The organism is Exiguobacterium flavidum (genome assembly GCF_003344535.1).
GTDB lineage: Bacteria > Bacillota > Bacilli > Exiguobacteriales > Exiguobacteriaceae > Exiguobacterium_A > Exiguobacterium_A flavidum.
Window position 1 is genome coordinate 18,853 of sequence record NZ_QPKS01000011.1, and the last position, 15,676, is coordinate 34,528.

General features: G+C 55.8%; 17 protein-coding genes. 1 reads left to right on the top strand and 16 read right to left on the bottom strand.

Annotated elements, in window-relative coordinates; genetic code table 11:
• Nucleotides 1-17 precede the first annotated feature (17 nt).
• Nucleotides 18-1,289 carry an ATP-binding protein gene (locus tag DFG60_RS10920; RefSeq protein WP_232818700.1) on the top strand — a complete coding sequence of 424 codons (1,272 nt, stop codon included), beginning with the start codon at nucleotides 18-20 and terminating at the stop codon, nucleotides 1,287-1,289.
• A 69-nt stretch (nucleotides 1,290-1,358) separates the two neighbouring features.
• On the opposite strand, the gene mreB is transcribed toward DFG60_RS10920, so the two are convergent.
• The 16 genes from mreB to DFG60_RS11005 all read right to left on the bottom strand — a co-directional run bounded on the left by mreB (nucleotide 1,359) and on the right by DFG60_RS11005 (nucleotide 15,675).
• The gene (mreB, locus tag DFG60_RS10925; RefSeq protein ID WP_114571810.1) at nucleotides 1,359-2,339 is read right to left on the bottom strand and encodes a rod shape-determining protein MreB; all 981 of its coding nucleotides are present in this window, start codon (nucleotides 2,337-2,339) and stop codon (nucleotides 1,359-1,361) included.
• 177 nt (nucleotides 2,340-2,516) lie between these two features.
• Nucleotides 2,517-3,821 carry a UDP-N-acetylglucosamine 1-carboxyvinyltransferase gene (gene murA / locus DFG60_RS10930; RefSeq protein ID WP_114571811.1) on the bottom strand — a complete coding sequence of 435 codons (1,305 nt, stop codon included), beginning with the start codon at nucleotides 3,819-3,821 and terminating at the stop codon, nucleotides 2,517-2,519.
• Nucleotides 3,822-4,080: 259 nt separating this feature from the next.
• Nucleotides 4,081-4,314: a DUF1146 family protein gene (locus DFG60_RS10935; RefSeq protein ID WP_114571812.1), complete on the bottom strand. Its 234-nt coding sequence runs from the start codon at nucleotides 4,312-4,314 to the stop codon at nucleotides 4,081-4,083.
• A gap of 526 nt (nucleotides 4,315-4,840) precedes the next feature.
• Nucleotides 4,841-5,254 carry a F0F1 ATP synthase subunit epsilon gene (locus tag DFG60_RS10940; protein WP_114571813.1) on the bottom strand — a complete coding sequence of 138 codons (414 nt, stop codon included), beginning with the start codon at nucleotides 5,252-5,254 and terminating at the stop codon, nucleotides 4,841-4,843.
• 26 nt (nucleotides 5,255-5,280) lie between these two features.
• Nucleotides 5,281-6,702: a F0F1 ATP synthase subunit beta gene (gene atpD, locus DFG60_RS10945; protein WP_114571814.1), complete on the bottom strand. Its 1,422-nt coding sequence runs from the start codon at nucleotides 6,700-6,702 to the stop codon at nucleotides 5,281-5,283.
• 30 nt (nucleotides 6,703-6,732) lie between these two features.
• A complete protein-coding gene (gene atpG, locus DFG60_RS10950; RefSeq protein ID WP_114571815.1) occupies nucleotides 6,733-7,584 on the bottom strand; it encodes an ATP synthase F1 subunit gamma in 852 nt (283 codons plus the stop codon).
• A gap of 61 nt (nucleotides 7,585-7,645) precedes the next feature.
• Nucleotides 7,646-9,154, bottom strand: coding sequence for a F0F1 ATP synthase subunit alpha (atpA, locus tag DFG60_RS10955; protein WP_114571816.1), 1,509 nt, complete (start codon nucleotides 9,152-9,154; stop codon nucleotides 7,646-7,648).
• A 19-nt stretch (nucleotides 9,155-9,173) separates the two neighbouring features.
• Nucleotides 9,174-9,707, bottom strand: coding sequence for a F0F1 ATP synthase subunit delta (locus tag DFG60_RS10960; protein ID WP_114571817.1), 534 nt, complete (start codon nucleotides 9,705-9,707; stop codon nucleotides 9,174-9,176).
• Nucleotides 9,707-10,240, bottom strand: coding sequence for a F0F1 ATP synthase subunit B (atpF, locus tag DFG60_RS10965; protein WP_114571818.1), 534 nt, complete (start codon nucleotides 10,238-10,240; stop codon nucleotides 9,707-9,709). The genes DFG60_RS10960 and atpF overlap by 1 nt, the downstream gene beginning before the upstream one ends.
• Nucleotides 10,241-10,361: 121 nt before the next feature.
• Nucleotides 10,362-10,574 carry a F0F1 ATP synthase subunit C gene (gene atpE, locus DFG60_RS10970; protein ID WP_012371545.1) on the bottom strand — a complete coding sequence of 71 codons (213 nt, stop codon included), beginning with the start codon at nucleotides 10,572-10,574 and terminating at the stop codon, nucleotides 10,362-10,364.
• 70 nt (nucleotides 10,575-10,644) lie between these two features.
• The gene (atpB, locus tag DFG60_RS10975; protein ID WP_114571819.1) at nucleotides 10,645-11,388 is read right to left on the bottom strand and encodes a F0F1 ATP synthase subunit A; all 744 of its coding nucleotides are present in this window, start codon (nucleotides 11,386-11,388) and stop codon (nucleotides 10,645-10,647) included.
• Nucleotides 11,389-11,396: 8 nt separating this feature from the next.
• Nucleotides 11,397-11,783 (bottom strand): ATP synthase subunit I, encoded by a 387-nt coding sequence (locus DFG60_RS10980; RefSeq protein WP_114571820.1) that lies wholly within the window; start codon nucleotides 11,781-11,783, stop codon nucleotides 11,397-11,399.
• Entirely contained in the window at nucleotides 11,780-11,995 is a 216-nt protein-coding gene (locus DFG60_RS10985) for an AtpZ/AtpI family protein (RefSeq protein WP_114571821.1), read from the bottom strand. Before DFG60_RS10985 ends, DFG60_RS10980 begins: the two co-directional genes overlap by 4 nt.
• Before the next feature lie 779 nt (nucleotides 11,996-12,774).
• Complete coding sequence (gene wecB / locus DFG60_RS10995) at nucleotides 12,775-13,905, bottom strand: non-hydrolyzing UDP-N-acetylglucosamine 2-epimerase (RefSeq protein ID WP_114571823.1); 1,131 nt, start codon at nucleotides 13,903-13,905, stop codon at nucleotides 12,775-12,777.
• A gap of 92 nt (nucleotides 13,906-13,997) precedes the next feature.
• Entirely contained in the window at nucleotides 13,998-14,627 is a 630-nt protein-coding gene (upp, locus tag DFG60_RS11000; protein ID WP_114571824.1) for a uracil phosphoribosyltransferase, read from the bottom strand.
• Between the two features lie 73 nt (nucleotides 14,628-14,700).
• Nucleotides 14,701-15,675 (bottom strand): hypothetical protein, encoded by a 975-nt coding sequence (locus tag DFG60_RS11005; protein WP_114571825.1) that lies wholly within the window; start codon nucleotides 15,673-15,675, stop codon nucleotides 14,701-14,703.
• Nucleotide 15,676 lies beyond the last annotated feature (1 nt).

A 15,676-nucleotide genomic window follows, 5' to 3' on the forward strand; every position in this document is an offset into this window, starting at 1 on the left:
CGATAGGAGGCACTCCGATGTTCGTCGAGAGTCAGATGCTCGAATTGAAACGTGAAGTCACAGAGGGGCTGAAGAAGGAGGTCATCGCGATGGCGAATACTTCTGGAGGCGAGATTTACATCGGCATAGATGATGATGGGACGGTCATCGGTCTCGCCCATGCCAAACAGGATATGGAATCCATCAGCAACATGCTTCGGGACAACATCCGTCCAGATATCCTGATCTGTACATCCTTACAAATCGTCGAACATGACGAAGGTGATGTCATCAAACTCGAGGTCACTCGTGGACCACGCCGCCCTTATCATCTCGCCGCGAAAGGCTTGAAGCCTTCTGGTGTCTACCTGCGTCACGGAACGACGGTCAGCATGGCCACGGAAGAGGCGATTCGTCAGATGATCATCGCGTCGGATGGAACAGAATACGAGAGGATGCGTTGCTTGAACCAATCGCTCACCTTCTCGGAGACGACACCTGTCTTCGACTCCGAGAAGCTGAAGCTTGCGAAGAGCCAGATGCGGACGCTCGGCATGGTCGATCAGGACGGATATTTCACGAATCTCGGACTCCTGCTGTCAGATCAGTGTGAACACTCCATCAAATGTGCCCGGTACGAAGGGACGACGAAACTCGCATTCCAGGATCGCAGGGAGTGGACGGGCTCGGTCATTCGACAGGTGAACGATGCCTACGCCTATATCGATCTCCACAACTCGAGATCCGTCACGTTCGAGGGACTCACACGGGTCGAACGTTCCACCTATCCTGAAGCTGCCATTCGCGAGGCACTCGTCAACGCTGTCGTCCACCGCGATTATGGATATACCGGAAGCATCCTCGTCCACCTCTTCGACGACCGGATTGAAATCGTTTCGGTCGGCGGCCTCGTCCACGGACTGACCGTCGAAGACATCGAGCTCGGTGTATCGGAAAGCCGAAACCCTCGGCTTGCCAACTGTTTTTACAAAATCAAATGGATTGAGAGCTATGGCACGGGTCTGCAACGGATTCGCGAGAGCTATCGTGGCAGCGAGCAGCAGCCTTCTTGGCACGTATCGGCGAACGCCTTCGTCGTCACGCTGCCGAAGCTTACGTTCCCTACCCCGCATGACCACTCGCCCCTTGATGCCTGGTTGGCCGACCATGCGGATTTCACGAGCCGAGAACTCGAGGAATACCTCGGAAAGAGCAAATCATCCGTGCGTTCCGTTCTTGCGCAGCTCGTCGACCGGCGTATCATCGAGCGGAGAGGAAGCGGACCGAAGACGACTTATCATGTGATCTGAAGCGAACATCGTCATGACCCGCTCATTAAGCAAACAAAAACGGACCATCTTCTCGGATGGTCCGTTCTGTCATTTCCCTAAGTTGTCGAGCATGATGCCCGTTCCGCGCGCGACGCACAGCATCGGGTCTTCCGCGATCAGCACCGGAAGTCCGAGCTCCTGCGCGAGCAGCTCGTCGATCCCGTCGAGCAGCGCGCCGCCGCCCGTCAAGATGATGCCGCGGTCGATGATGTCGGCAGCGAGCTCCGGCGGCGTCTTCTCGAGCACGCGCTTCGTCGCCTCGACAATCTCCATCGCCGACTCGGCGAGTGCCGTGCGGATCTCTTCCGACGTGACCGTGATGTTGTGCGGGAGTCCTGTGACGAGGTTGCGGCCCCGAATGTCCATCGCCTCGCTCCGTCCTGACTCCGACACCGTCGCGACCGTCATCTTGACCGTCTGCGCCGTCCGTTCCCCGATGATCAGCTTATGGTTGTCCTTGATCGCCCGCGTGATGTCGTGGTCGAACCGGTCGCCCGCGACCTTGATCGTCTCACCGCAGACGATGTCCCCCATCGAGAGGACGGCGACGTCCGTCGTCCCGCCGCCGATGTCGATGACCATGTGCCCGGCAGGCATCCAGATGTCCATCCCGGCACCGACTGCCGCGACCTTCGGCTCGACCTCGAGGTAGACGGTCTTCGCGCCTGACTTCTCGCCCGCTTCGCGGATCGCCTTCGCCTCGACCGACGTGATGTTCGCCGGCGTGCAGATCAGCATCCGCACCCCGCCGAACATGCCCCGTACCTCGATCTTGTCGATGAAGTGGCGAAGCATCGCCTCCGTCATCGCGAAATCGGCGATGACGCCGTCCCGGAGCGGCCGGATCGCGACGATGTTGCCGGGCGTCCGCCCGACCATCTTGTGCGCCTCTTCTCCGACGGCATGGATCTTGCCGGTCGCCTTGTCCATCGCGACGACAGACGGCTCGTCGAGGACGATCCCCTTCCCCTTCACATGAATGACGACGTTCGCCGTCCCTAAGTCAATCCCGATATCTTTTGAAAACATCCCGCTTTGGCTCCTTTGACTGGTTCATATTCCCATGCTATTGACGTCATTCGGACGTCTAACCCATTTTCTGTACACACATGCCATTCAATTTTAGCACGGTGCACAAAAATAGACGACTTTCTTTTTGAGAAAGTCGTCTATGATTCATGTATTCATAGTATTAGGAATGATGGCTCAAAGCTCTGTCGCAGCTGTCTCTTCGATGACCGATGTTTCCTCTGTGATACGTTCGACGTCCGCACCGAGCTGTTGGAGCTTGATGTGGAAGTCGACATAGCCACGATCGATGTGGTGAAGCGCACCGACGCGTGTCTCGCCTTCAGCGATGAGTCCAGCCGTGACGAGAGCAGCACCTGAACGGAGGTCCGTCGAGAGTACTTCTGCGCCCTGGAGCTGAACGCCGCCCGTGATGATCGACGAGCGTCCCTCGATCTTGATATCCGCGTTCATGCGGCGGAATTCCTCGACGTGCATGAAGCGGTTCTCGAATACCGTCTCCGTGATGACCGATGTGCCTTCCGCCTTGAGGACGAGAGCCATCATCTGCGCCTGCACGTCCGTCGGGAAGCCCGGGTGAGGCATCGTCTTGACGTCGACCGCTACGAGCTTCTCAGGACCGACGACGCGGAGGCCTTCCTCCGTGTCCGTGATCTTGACGCCCATCTCCTCCATCTTCGAGATGAGGGGACGGAGGTGCTCGCGCTCAGCACCGATGACTTCGACGTCACCTTCCGTGATCGCCGCTGCGATCATGAACGTGCCTGCCTCGATCCGGTCAGGGATGACGAAGTGGTTGCCGCCGAAGAGCTTCTCGACGCCCTCGACGCGGATCGTCTCCGTGCCGGCACCGCGGACCTTCGCGCCCATCGCGTTCAGGAAGTTCGCGAGGTCGACGATCTCAGGCTCCTTCGCGACGTTCTCGATGATCGTCGTGCCTTCAGCGAGCGTCGCTGCCATCATGATGTTCTCAGTCGCGCCGACCGACGGGAAGTCAAGGTAGATCTTCGCGCCCTTCAAGCGACCGTCGACTTGCGCCTCGACGAACCCGTTGCCAATGATCGTCTTCGCGCCCATCGCCTCGAAGCCCTTCAGGTGAAGGTCGATCGGACGTGAGCCGATTGCGCAACCGCCCGGCATCGCGACACGTGCGCGGCCAAGACGGGCGAGGAGCGGCCCCATGACGAGAATCGATGCCCGCATCTTGCGGACGTATTCGAGCGGTGCTTCGTCTTTAAGGTCCGGTTCCGCGTTGACGATGACTGTGTTGTTCGCCTCGTCGAACTCGACTTCCGCGTTCAGGTTGCGGAGAACGTTGTTGATCGTGTAGACGTCTGCGAGACGCGGCACGTTCTGAAGGACTGACTTTCCTTCTGATGCGAGCAGCGTCGCGACGAGTGTTTTAAGGACCGCGTTCTTCGCGCCTTCTACTTTGACTGTACCAGCTAATTTACGTCCGCCGCGGACAATAATCTTTTCCATCATCCCTACTCCTCTACTTTGTTTCTGTTCTATTTCGTATCGATTCCGTGATTGCTGTGTCGTTTAAGTGGGCGAGTGGAGTACCTCCAATAGAAGAGAAACATATGATTTTCTTTCCGTCTTCTGGTCCTCGTTCTTCCTCGCTGCGGTGTTGTGTCCGCTTACGACGGGCCGAACCCGTCCGTTACTATACTAATCCACAACCCCTGCAGCAAGGTTTACAATCAAGTTACAAGTTCATATGAATTGAAAGACAGTACTATCCGACTAGGAACGACAGTCGCTGGGCGAATCCCGCATAGTCGAGCAGGAAACGGGCGACGAGTGAGCCGAGCGCCACCGCGAGGAGCGCCCGAAGCGCGAGCGCTTGCGGGCCACGCGGAAATTGCAGGATTTTATCCCATTTTACTGGGAGCATGGCCCACCAGGCAAAAACGACGGAGAGCAGATAGACGATCATGCTCGCCAAAGCACTTAAACCGATTGCTGTCACTGATCGCACCTCTTCTTCAGGGTTTTCCTCAACCTTCTTATGATTTCACATTCTGGTCGTTTACGCAAATAAAAAGACGTACGATTAGTCCATTCTAGCGTAAAAAATATAAATTATGAAGGTTTTTTTGTCTTTTTCTAGGTGCCGGTTGTGAAAGAACCGTGAACGTCAAGGTCTACACTAGTACTTTAACGAAATCGGGGGTTGTTAAACCTTTTCAGGTCTTGACAGTCCGGAAACAGGACGAAAGACGCAGGAATGGGCTGGTTCTAAGACGGAGCGTACGCAGCCGCGACGGTGTCCGATTCACGGAAAGACGGTCGATGTCGTCATCCGCGCTTTCTTCGGTCCGGGCTAAAGCCGCCTGACGAAGGCATACGACCGATCAACGGGCAGGCCGACTCTCTGAAGAGCGGCCTGACGATCGAGAGATAAAGACTCCCCCGATCCATTCAAGACGCAAAAAGGACCAGGTCCCCTCGCAAGGGTCCCTGGTCCTTCTCACTCAGTCCGTCACCGGAAGAAGTCAGTCGCGGCCGTAATCCTTCATGCTCAGACGGTTGATTGCCCGTTTGAGCGAAAGCTCGGCGCGTTTGAATTCGAGTTCTGATAGTTTCGTGTCCTGGAGGCGACGCTCCGCACGGACCTTCGCAGCCGCGGCACGGTCGTAGTCGACCTTGTCCGCTGGCTCCGCTGTCTCGGCGAGTACCGTCACTGTGTCCTGGCGCACTTCCATAAAGCCACCGCTGATAGCGATCAACGTGCGTCCGCCATCTTCGTGGCGCAACTTCAAGATGCTGATGTCGAGAGGTGTGACGAGCGGCACGTGGTGCGGGAGAACCCCGATCTCACCAGTGATCGTCTTCGCTACTACCATCCGGACATCGCCATCATACACTTCGCCATCCGGGGTGACGATATTGACATGAAGCGTGTTCATCTCAAGTCCCCCTTATGCTTTGTCACTTAGACAAGCGTCTTCGCTTTTTCAATCGCATCTTCGATCGGGCCGACGAGACGGAATGCTTCTTCCGTGAGGTCATCGTGCTTACCGTCGAGGATTTCCTTGAAGCCGCGGATCGTGTCCTTAACCGGGACGTACGAACCTTTTTGTCCTGTGAACTGCTCAGCTACGTGGAAGTTCTGCGACAAGAAGAACTGGATACGACGCGCACGGTGTACAGTCAACTTGTCGTCTTCAGACAACTCGTCCATACCGAGGATCGCGATGATATCTTGAAGTTCTTTGTAGCGCTGGAGTGTTTCCTGTACTTGACGAGCGACCGCGTAGTGCTCTTCGCCGACGATCTCAGGAGAGAGCGCGCGTGACGTAGAAGCGAGCGGGTCGACCGCAGGGTAGATACCCATCTCAGAGAGACGGCGCTCAAGGTTCGTCGTCGCGTCAAGGTGAGCGAACGTCGTAGCAGGAGCCGGGTCAGTGTAGTCATCGGCAGGTACGTATACAGCCTGGATCGAAGTAACCGAACCTTTGGCTGTCGACGTGATCCGCTCTTGAAGCATACCCATCTCCGTCGCGAGCGTCGGCTGGTAACCTACCGCCGAAGGCATGCGGCCGAGGAGGGCCGATACTTCAGAACCCGCTTGCGTGAAGCGGAAGATGTTGTCGACGAAGAGAAGAACGTCTTGTCCTTGCTCATCACGGAAGTATTCCGCCATCGTAAGACCCGTCAAGGCAACGCGAAGACGCGCGCCCGGCGGCTCGTTCATCTGACCGAAGACCATCGCCGTCTGCTTGATTACGCCTGAATCCGTCATCTCGTGGAAGAGGTCGTTTCCTTCACGCGTACGCTCACCGACACCTGCGAATACCGAGATACCGCTGTGCTCTTGCGCGATGTTGTTGATCAATTCCTGGATGAGGACGGTCTTACCTACACCGGCACCACCGAAGAGACCGATCTTACCGCCCTTGATGTAAGGAGCGAGAAGGTCGACGACTTTGATCCCTGTCTCGAGGATTTCGACTTTCGTCGAAAGGTTATCGAATGTTGGTGCTTTCTTGTGGATCGGAAGACGTTCCACATCAGCAGCCACTTCTTTTTCGTCAATTGGGTTACCGAGTACGTTGAATACGCGACCGAGTGTCGCTTCACCGACTGGTACCGAGATTGGAGCGCCCGTGTCGATTACTTCAATTCCACGGCGTACACCATCTGTCGAGTCCATCGCAATGGTACGGACGACGTCGTCACCGAGGTGCAAAGCGACCTCAAGCGTCAGATCGATCGACACTTCTTCTACAGTTTGCGCCGCATACTGGATACGGAGCGCGTTGTAGATGTTCGGCAAGTGTCCCTCTTCGAACTTGACGTCGATGACCGGCCCCATGACCGCGACGACGCGGCCTTTTAAACCGAGTTCGTTCATCGTGTTTCCTCCTACTTATCGATTACCGGCTTATTGCTGCGCTGCAGCTCCGCCGACGATCTCTGTGATTTCTTGCGTGATCGCAGCTTGTCGTGCTCGGTTGTAGACGAGTGTCAATCGACCGATTAAGTCATCTGCGTTATCTGTCGCACTTTGCATTGCTGTCATACGTGACGCATGTTCCGCTACTTTCGCGTCAAGAAGCGCACCGTAGATCAAGCTCTCCGCGTAACGCGGAAGGAGTTCAGAGAGGATCATATCCTCGCTTGGCTCGTACTCGTAGGTCGTTGAAGATGATGCTTCGATCTCACCGAGTGGGAGAAGCGTCTCGACCTTCACTTCTTGGCTGATGACAGACAGGAAGTGGTTGTAGCACAGCTTGAGCTCGTCGATCTCGCCTGTCGTGAACGCACTCACTGTGCGTTTGACGATCTCAGCGACGTCGACGTACGAAGGAGAATCGTTCAGGCCCGTGATCGCGTCCGTGACCGTGATTCCGCGTGAGCGGAAGAACTGGACACCGACTTTACCGACCACGAACAGAACGTAACTGTTCGCAGTATGCTTTTCTTTGATTTCCCGGTAGACTTCACGCAGCACGTTGGCGTTATATGCACCAGCTAAGCCGCGATCCGATGTGATGACGATGTATCCCGTCTTTTGGACCGGGCGTTTCTCGAGCATCGGATGGCTCGCACCTGTCGTGCCATTCGCAATGGTTCCGAGGACCTCCTGCATTTTCAGCATGTAAGGCTGGAACTGTGCGCTATGTGCTTGAGCGCGGTTCAGTTTCGACGCCGAGACCATGTTCATCGCTTTCGTGATTTGCTTGGTACTTTTCGTCGAGTTGATCCGCGTTTTAATCTCGCGCAACGATGCCATTTCGATTCACCACCTTGTTAGTTTCAAGACCGTCTAGCGACGGGTCGAAGGGCGGATGCCCTTAGACCGTCGGCTGGAACGTTTTCTTAAATTCAGAGATTGCTGCTACGAGTTCTTCGTCTGCCGGAAGGTTACCTGTCTTCTTGATCTCATCGCAAAGTGCTTTGCGGTTCTGATCGAGCCACAGGTTGAGTTCCTTCTCGAAACGACGGATGTCCGTCACAGCAACATCATCAAGGTGACCACGAGTGAGGGCATAGATGATGATGACTTGCTTGTCGATCGTAAGCGGCTGGTGGAGGTCCTGTTTCAGGACTTCTACCGTACGCTCACCACGGTTAAGCTTCGATTGAGTCGCTTTATCGAGGTCCGATCCGAACTGTGCGAATGCTTCGAGCTCACGGTAAGATGCGAGGTCAAGACGGAGCGTACCCGCTACCTTCTTCATCGCCTTCACCTGAGCCGAACCACCTACACGCGATACCGAGAGACCCGGGTTGATCGCGGGACGGACACCTGAGAAGAAGAGATCCGATTGAAGGAAGATCTGGCCATCCGTGATCGAGATTACGTTCGTCGGGATGTAAGCCGAGATATCCGACGCTTGCGTCTCGATGAACGGAAGTGCAGTCAAGCTGCCTGCGCCGAGCTCGTCGTTCAACTTCGCCGCACGCTCAAGAAGGCGTGAGTGGAGGTAGAAGACGTCACCTGGGTAGGCTTCGCGGCCTGGAGGACGCTTCAAGAGAAGCGAAAGCTCACGGTAAGCCGCTGCTTGTTTCGAGAGATCATCATAGATGACAAGGACGTGTTTGCCTTGGTCCATGAAGTGCTCACCCATCGAGACACCGGCGAACGGCGCGAGGTAGAGGAGCGGTGCGGGCTGCGAAGCAGCCGCAGATACGACGATCGTGTAATCGAGCGCGCCCTGTTTACGGAGCGTCTCTACTACGCCACGGACAGTCGATTCCTTCTGTCCGATCGCGACGTAGATACAGATCATATCTTGGTCTTTTTGGTTGATGATCGTATCGATGGCGATCGACGTCTTACCCGTCTGACGGTCACCGATGATGAGCTCACGCTGTCCGCGTCCGATCGGGACGAGGGCATCGATCGCTTTGATCCCTGTTTGGAGCGGCTCATGGACCGATTTACGTGCCATGACGCCAGAAGCTTTCCGCTCGATCGGGTTGTAGTGCGATGTTTCGATCGGGCCGAGGCCGTCGATCGGTTGGCCGAGCGGGTTCACGACGCGGCCGAGCAATGCGTCGCCTGTCGGTACTTCCATGATACGGCCCGTACGGCGAACAGAGTCGCCTTCTTTGATGGCAATGTAGTCACCGAGGATGATGATACCGACGTTGCCTTCTTCCAAGTTTTGCGCCAAGCCCATTGCGCCGTTCGCGAATTCTACGAGTTCTCCCGACATGACGTTGTCGAGTCCGTGAACGCGTGCGATCCCGTCACCCACCTGGATGACTGTACCCGTTTCGTTCACTTCCATCGTCGAACCGTACTGCGCGATTCGCTCTTTAAGCAGGGCGCTGATTTCTTCAGCTCTAATGCTCATGCGTTTCACCCCTATTTTCTTACGCTTTTAACAGCTCACGCTCGAGGCGCGTCAGTTTCGTTTCGATCGTGCCGTCGTATGTCGTGTAACCGATACGGACACGGAGTCCGCCGATTACGCTCGGGTCGACGACGTTTTCTACTTCAAGCGTTTTGCCTGATTTTTGACCGAATGTCTCCTTCACTTCCGCGAGTTCAGCATCCGATAGTTTGTACGCGCTCGTCACGACCGCGTTCGCGATGTTGCGATGGTCGTTCAGAAGCGTGATGAAGTTCTCCGTTAACGACACGATTTCACCCGCACGGTCGTTCTCGACCATGACGAGGATCGTGTTGAGGACGATCGTGTTGAATCCAGTGAAGCTCGTCACGAGGATCTGCTTCAGCTCTTCTGCCGAAATCGATGGGTTCGTTAAAACCGATGCGAGCTCCGGTGTGTTGTGGAGCACTTCGCCGAGCGTCCGCACATCAGATTCCGCCTGCTCGAGCACATGATGTTCGAGCGAGAGATCGAAGAGCGCTTTCGCGTAGCGTGCTGCTACGTGGTCACGCATTAGTTCGAGCCTTTCGTGTCGGCAAGGAATTGCTGGACGAGGGCTTTTTGAGCCGCTTCATCCGACGCAAGCTGTGTCTTCATGACGTGGCGAGCGGCAGCGATTGCTTGAAGGGCGACTTCGTCCTTCAGGGCAGCTTGTGCTTCCGCGCGTTCACGTTCGATTTCACGGCGTGCTTCTTCCTTGCTCATCTCTGCTTCTACGCGTGCCTGCTCCATTGCGCGCGCTTGTTCTGCTTCCGACTGGCGGCGAGCAGATTCAAGAAGATCACGTGCTTCCGTACGTGCCTTCGAAAGTTCTGTTTGCTGCTGTTCTACATAGACTTCAGCGTCTTTACGGCTTTTCTCAGCCGCGTTGATCTCGCTAGCCACATGCTCTTCCCGCGCTTTCATCATGTTGATGAGCGGGCCCCATGCGAATTTCTTCAAGAGGACGAGGAGCAAGAGGAAAACGACGATCGTGACGATCATGTTACCGATGAGTAAATGGTTGCCTTCAGCACCCGACTCAGCGGCACGGTACATGAGTTCCATCCGATACACTCCCCTCGTGGTTGGTTCTTCTTCTGTTCTCTCTACATAAGAGGGACGCTGCCCTCATGACGTTTCACCCTGTTCGAACGAATGCGCCCTATGTAGTCTGTTCCAATATGGATTAAGAGTTGAGGAGAAGGAAACCGACCGCTACGCCGATGATCGGGAGTGCCTCGACGAGACCGATACCGATGAACATCGTTTGACGAAGTTCGTTTTTGAGTTCTGGCTGACGTGCTTGTCCGAGTACTGTACCGTTTACGATAAGACCGTTACCGATACCTGCGCCGAGTGCGCCGAGTCCGATGATGATCGCTGTTGCAATAAGTTCCATTATGAATTGCCTCCCTAGATTGAGTTCTTAGTTTTTTGACTATCGGAAAAGCGGATGCTTCACCTTAGAATTAATGGTCGTGCGCTGCCTTATGTCCGATGTAGACCATCGTCAGGATAAGGAAGATATACGCTTGGATTGCCCCGATGAAGAGCGAGAATCCTTGCCAGATCAGCATTGGTATTGCCGACAGGAACACACCGACTGGTCCGAGGAATTGGAAATCGTTCGTCCCAGAGATGATACCGATCGAAAGGATGATACCAATCATGATCTCACCAGCGAAGATGTTACCGTAAAGACGAAGACCAAGTGTCAACGTATTCGCGAACTCCTCGATGATGGTGATGATGAACATCGGTGTCATGAACGTTTTAGCGTATGCACCGAATCCACGCATCTTCACACCGTAGTAATGGCTCATGACCACTACCATGGATGAAAGCGCCAGTGTCACGTACGGATCCGCAGTTGGTGAGTTGAACCAAATGTAGTGACCCGTCACAACGTTGAAGGGAAGACCCATCAAGTTGGACACCAGGATGAACAGGAACAGCGTCATTCCGAAAGTGAGGAAGCGACCTCCTGTTTTCCAGTCCATCGTACTGCTGATGATTCCACGAACGAACTCGAGGAACCACTCGAGCGTGTTTTGCATACCGGATGGCTTCATCGCGAGACGTCGCGTACCGGCCACGGCAATCAGGAAAACGAGAGCGGCTGCAATCAGCACCGTGATCAAGTTCGTCCAGCTACCGTACAGAACGAAGTCGCCCCAGAGTGGGATTTCGTAAAGTGGCATTTCGTGGTTCATTTGACTATTCACCTCTTTTCCCGCTTGAGTTCGTGAGTCAAGAACTCACAAAATTGTATGACGTGGCCGGCGAGAAGGCCTATTACCACCGCAGTCAATGACAATTGCGCCTCGTACTTGAGGCCAATCATCACGCAGAGTACCGCGACCGCCATGCGTGATACGGTCCCGCGAGACATCGGCTTGCGCCCCGTCTCGATCACCCGGTACATCCGGTCGACGCTCAGTCGTTGCAGCGTCAAGATCATCAAGCTCCCGCCCGTCCCAAGAAGCAGTCCCCCCCAAAGGGCTTGCCGCGCCGGGTCGACGAGAATGCCGATCGCAAGGAGTACGAACAACGCTCCAAACCATCGTAAGTACGCGCGATAGAGCGCATCTTGCAGGATTTGCTTCATGTCTTGTCTCCTAACAAGTGCTTGATCGTCGCGATCATGCTGAGTATCCCGATGAAAATCCCGATGAACACACATGCCGTCGACCCCATGTCTCCGAACCACCCTTGCAGTTCGCCGTAGCGGCCGACAAGGAATCCGAGGACGATCGGTGCAGCGAGTGCCGTCGAAATTTGGGAAGCCATCATCATGCTCGCAGCAAAGCTTTTGCGCATGGACATCTCCCCCTTTTTTTCCATCATGGGCGGTTTTCTCTTTCCCACGATTTACGGATTTTCATACTAGATAAGAATACAATGAGAACCGTTTTACAGTCAAATGAATTCACAATGGATTTAGGGCTCTCAAACCATTGTCCACCAACGAATGATAAGGTTTTCACACAGGGTATGGACGAGTTGTTTTTCACGAAGTTGTGAAGAAAATATGTAGTGCTATCAACGCTTATCGAGATGCTTAATGAAGTGAACAAAACCATCTGACAGTAACGTTATATCGCGTCCCCGCTTTCTACGCAACGGGCGAAATGAGGAGTTGTGTCGATTTTGTGAAAAAATGATTTTCGTTCACAAGTGCAAGCGCTTCCTTTTCTTTTTGTGGATTTCCTTTGAAATGTAGACGTAACAAGGATTTCCAGCTCGCGTCGTAGGCATCGGTTGTGAGCGGGCACACAGCGAAAGAGTCGGTTATCGAAACGGACATTTTCCGCTTTTCAGGTCCGACCGACGGCGTCCTAGTCGCCTGCATCGGTATCGGTGAACTGCCATCCGTGCTGATCCTGGTGAACTGCCCACGGTCCCCTTTCCGCAGGCAAGCGGGATGCCGCTCTACTTGCTTCGCAAGCTGCAGGGTCATCCCCTGCTTGCTTTTCCTGCAGGAGTGGGGCCGTGTTTCGTTCACCTCGCGTCACAAATCTTCTGCAGGAAAAGGAACGGACCCCGTCAAGACGGAGTCCGTTCGAAAATTCCATTCTTGATCACTCGGTGCGTTCAGCTCACCCTTCGAACCGGTCCGGTGCCGCTCCTTGATTGAAGTGATGCAGGATCGCCCCGGCGATCCGTTCCGACGCCTTCCCGTCCCCGTATGGATTCGACGTCTTCGCCATCCGGTCGTGCTTGTCCGCGTCCGTCAGCAGTTCATCCGCGAGGCGATAGATCGTCTCTTCATCCGTTCCTGCGAGCTTGAGCGTACCGGCAGCGATCCCTTCCGGACGCTCGGTCGTGTCCCGCAGGACGAGCACCGGGACGCCGAGCGATGGCGCCTCTTCCTGGACGCCCCCTGAGTCCGTCATGATCAGATAGGCCCGACTCGCGAAGTTGTGGAAATCGAACACGTCGAGCGGCGGAATGAGCGTCACACGCTCGATCCCCTCGAATATTTCCCGGGCAACCTCCTGGACGACCGGATTCAAATGGACGGGGTAGACGACGTGGATGTCGTCGTGGCGGTCAACGAGACGCCGTATCGCCCGGAACATGCCGCGCATCTTCTCCCCGTGGTTCTCGCGTCGGTGGGCCGTCATCAGGACGAGACGTCTATCGCCGATGGCGTTGAGGACCGGATGCGTATAATCGGCGCGAACGGTCGTCTGGAGCGCGTCGATCGCCGTGTTTCCCGTGACGAAGACTCCCTTCATCCGGTGTTCCATCGCGAGGTTCTCCTCGGCCTGCGGCGTCGGCGCGAAGTGCAGGTCGGCGAGGACCGACGTCAGCTGCCGGTTGACCTCTTCCGGGAACGGCGAGTATTTGTCATGCGTCCGAAGACCCGCCTCGACGTGTCCGACCGCGATCTGGTTGTAGTAGGCGGCGAGGCTGCCGACGAACGTCGTCGTCGTGTCACCGTGGACGAGCACGAGGTCCGGCTTCACTTTCTTCATCACGTCGTCAAGTCCCGAGAGCGCCCGCGTCGTGATCTCGGCGAGCGTCTGGCGGTCCTTCATGATGTTCAGGTCGGTGTCCGGCGTGATCTCGAACAGCTCGAGCACCTGATCGAGCATCTGGCGGTGTTGCGCCGTGATCGTCACGTGGACGTCGAACGCCGGGTTCGCTTTCAGCACCTTGACGAGCGGCGCCATCTTGACTGCTTCCGGACGCGTGCCGAAGATCGGCATGACTTTGATTGGCATGGATATCCCCCTCTTTTTTCGTATCTCTTCTCAATTAAAGCACAGCGAAACGAAAAAAAGCATCTCCCCGTCGAAGGAGAGATGCCTGGATATCATTTCGTTCCGAAGAGACGGTCGCCTGCGTCGCCGAGGCCAGGGACGATGTAGCCATGGTCGTTGAGCTTCTCGTCGAGCGCCGCGAGGTAGATGTCGACGTCCGGATGTTCCTTCTGGACGCGCGCCACGCCTTCAGGTGCCGCACAGAGGCAAGCGAGCTTGATGCTTTGTGCGCCTTGTTTCTTCAAAGAGGAGATCGCGTCAGCAGCAGAACCGCCTGTCGCGAGCATTGGATCGACGACGACGAAATCGCGTTCTGCGACGTCCGTCGGGAGCTTCAAGTAGTATTCCGTCGGCTCGAGCGTCTCCGGGTCACGGTACAGACCGATGTGTCCGACCTTGACGTTCGGCATCATGCGGAGCATGCCGTCGACCATTCCAAGACCTGCACGAAGGATCGGGACGATCCCGAGCTTCTTGCCTTCGATCATCTTCTGCGTCGTCTTCGTGACCGGTGTCTCGATCTCGACGTCCGTAAGCGGAAGGTCGCGTGTGATTTCGTATGCCATCAATGAAGCCACTTCGTCGACGAGTTCCCGGAATTGTTTCGTGCCTGTCTCTGCCTTGCGCATGATCGTCATCTTGTGCTGGATCAACGGGTGATCAAATACGTGTACTTTGCTCATGGTATGCATCTCCTCTCAAATCTCTTTTCGCATTGTACTCTAAAATGCTGTTGCTTGGGAACTGTTTTTTTACTCAATCCCCGAGCGTGCTCTTGCCGGCGAGGATCGCCTTCGCCGCGATCGACCATTCGTTATCCGGCTGTTTCGCGAGCTCGCGGAGCGTCGCTTTGTAGTCCGCTCCCTGCTTTTGCTCATGGACGGCCTGCATCCAGAGGACGTCGCTCGTATAGCCGGATTCCGGGAAGTCGTTTCGGTAGGCGACGTAGTCCGACTGTTTCGTCTTCTTCAGCTTGTCGCGCGCGATCAGCTGGTAGAACCGTGCCATCCCGGCCGTCTCGTCACTCGTCAGCACCTTCCCGGTCAGCAGACCGTCCGCCTTCGCATAATCCTTCGACTGGACGGCTTCGATCGCCGATTCGAGCGTCTGTTTCGGGGATGCCTCACTCGTCTCCTGCTTCTCTTCCTTCACCGGCTTCTCTTCCTTCACCGGCTTCGGCGCAGGCTTCTCTTCTTCCTTCAGCGAGTCGTTCTCCTGCTTCAGCTGCTCGACCTCCTTCTCGAGGGCGGCGAGCTTCTGCGCGACGTCATCCTTCTCGGCAGGCGTCTCGACCCGGGTCGCCACCTTCTCCTGCGACCAGTCGACCTGCGTCAGACCGACGGCGAGGAGACCTGCGGCGAGCGCCGCGAACGCAAGCGGGCTCGACTTGAGCGATTTGCGCCACGGCTCGAGCTGGGCATGGTTCTTCGCTGCTGCCGGGAGCTCGTTGAAGCGTTGCTTCGCCCGTTTCTTCCCTCCGGCAAGCGTCGCGACGGCGAGGCGGAAGCGGAGGAGTTCCGCAGGCAGCGGGACTTGTTTCCACGAAGCGAAGCGCTGGTCCGCCTGTTCATGGAAACCTGCCTCTACTAATATGAGGATCGCCTCGAAGTCGTCCGCATACTTCGCATACGCCCGCTTCGTCTCTCCTTTTTTCCGGAGCCACTCGACGATCTGCCGCGTGTCGTTCGCCCGGATTTCCTTGTTCGCCAGTTCTTTCACCGATGTCGCCATG

What these genes read in the sequence shown, in the direction of transcription:
- DFG60_RS10920 (WP_232818700.1), top strand. Translation starts at nt 18, where the DNA reads ATGTTCGTCGAGAGTCAGATGCTCGAATTGAAACGTGAAGTCACAGAG.
- mreB (WP_114571810.1), bottom strand. Translation starts at nt 2,339, where the DNA reads ATGTTTTCAAAAGATATCGGGATTGACTTAGGGACGGCGAACGTCGTC.
- murA (WP_114571811.1), bottom strand. Translation starts at nt 3,821, where the DNA reads ATGGAAAAGATTATTGTCCGCGGCGGACGTAAATTAGCTGGTACAGTC.
- DFG60_RS10940 (WP_114571813.1), bottom strand. Translation starts at nt 5,254, where the DNA reads ATGAACACGCTTCATGTCAATATCGTCACCCCGGATGGCGAAGTGTAT.
- atpD (WP_114571814.1), bottom strand. Translation starts at nt 6,702, where the DNA reads ATGAACGAACTCGGTTTAAAAGGCCGCGTCGTCGCGGTCATGGGGCCG.
- atpG (WP_114571815.1), bottom strand. Translation starts at nt 7,584, where the DNA reads ATGGCATCGTTGCGCGAGATTAAAACGCGGATCAACTCGACGAAAAGT.
- atpA (WP_114571816.1), bottom strand. Translation starts at nt 9,154, where the DNA reads ATGAGCATTAGAGCTGAAGAAATCAGCGCCCTGCTTAAAGAGCGAATC.
- DFG60_RS10960 (WP_114571817.1), bottom strand. Translation starts at nt 9,707, where the DNA reads ATGCGTGACCACGTAGCAGCACGCTACGCGAAAGCGCTCTTCGATCTC.
- atpF (WP_114571818.1), bottom strand. Translation starts at nt 10,240, where the DNA reads ATGGAACTCATGTACCGTGCCGCTGAGTCGGGTGCTGAAGGCAACCAT.
- atpE (WP_012371545.1), bottom strand. Translation starts at nt 10,574, where the DNA reads ATGGAACTTATTGCAACAGCGATCATCATCGGACTCGGCGCACTCGGC.
- atpB (WP_114571819.1), bottom strand. Translation starts at nt 11,388, where the DNA reads ATGAACCACGAAATGCCACTTTACGAAATCCCACTCTGGGGCGACTTC.
- DFG60_RS10980 (WP_114571820.1), bottom strand. Translation starts at nt 11,783, where the DNA reads ATGAAGCAAATCCTGCAAGATGCGCTCTATCGCGCGTACTTACGATGG.
- DFG60_RS10985 (WP_114571821.1), bottom strand. Translation starts at nt 11,995, where the DNA reads ATGCGCAAAAGCTTTGCTGCGAGCATGATGATGGCTTCCCAAATTTCG.
- wecB (WP_114571823.1), bottom strand. Translation starts at nt 13,905, where the DNA reads ATGCCAATCAAAGTCATGCCGATCTTCGGCACGCGTCCGGAAGCAGTC.
- upp (WP_114571824.1), bottom strand. Translation starts at nt 14,627, where the DNA reads ATGAGCAAAGTACACGTATTTGATCACCCGTTGATCCAGCACAAGATG.
- DFG60_RS11005 (WP_114571825.1), bottom strand. Translation starts at nt 15,675, where the DNA reads ATGGCGACATCGGTGAAAGAACTGGCGAACAAGGAAATCCGGGCGAAC.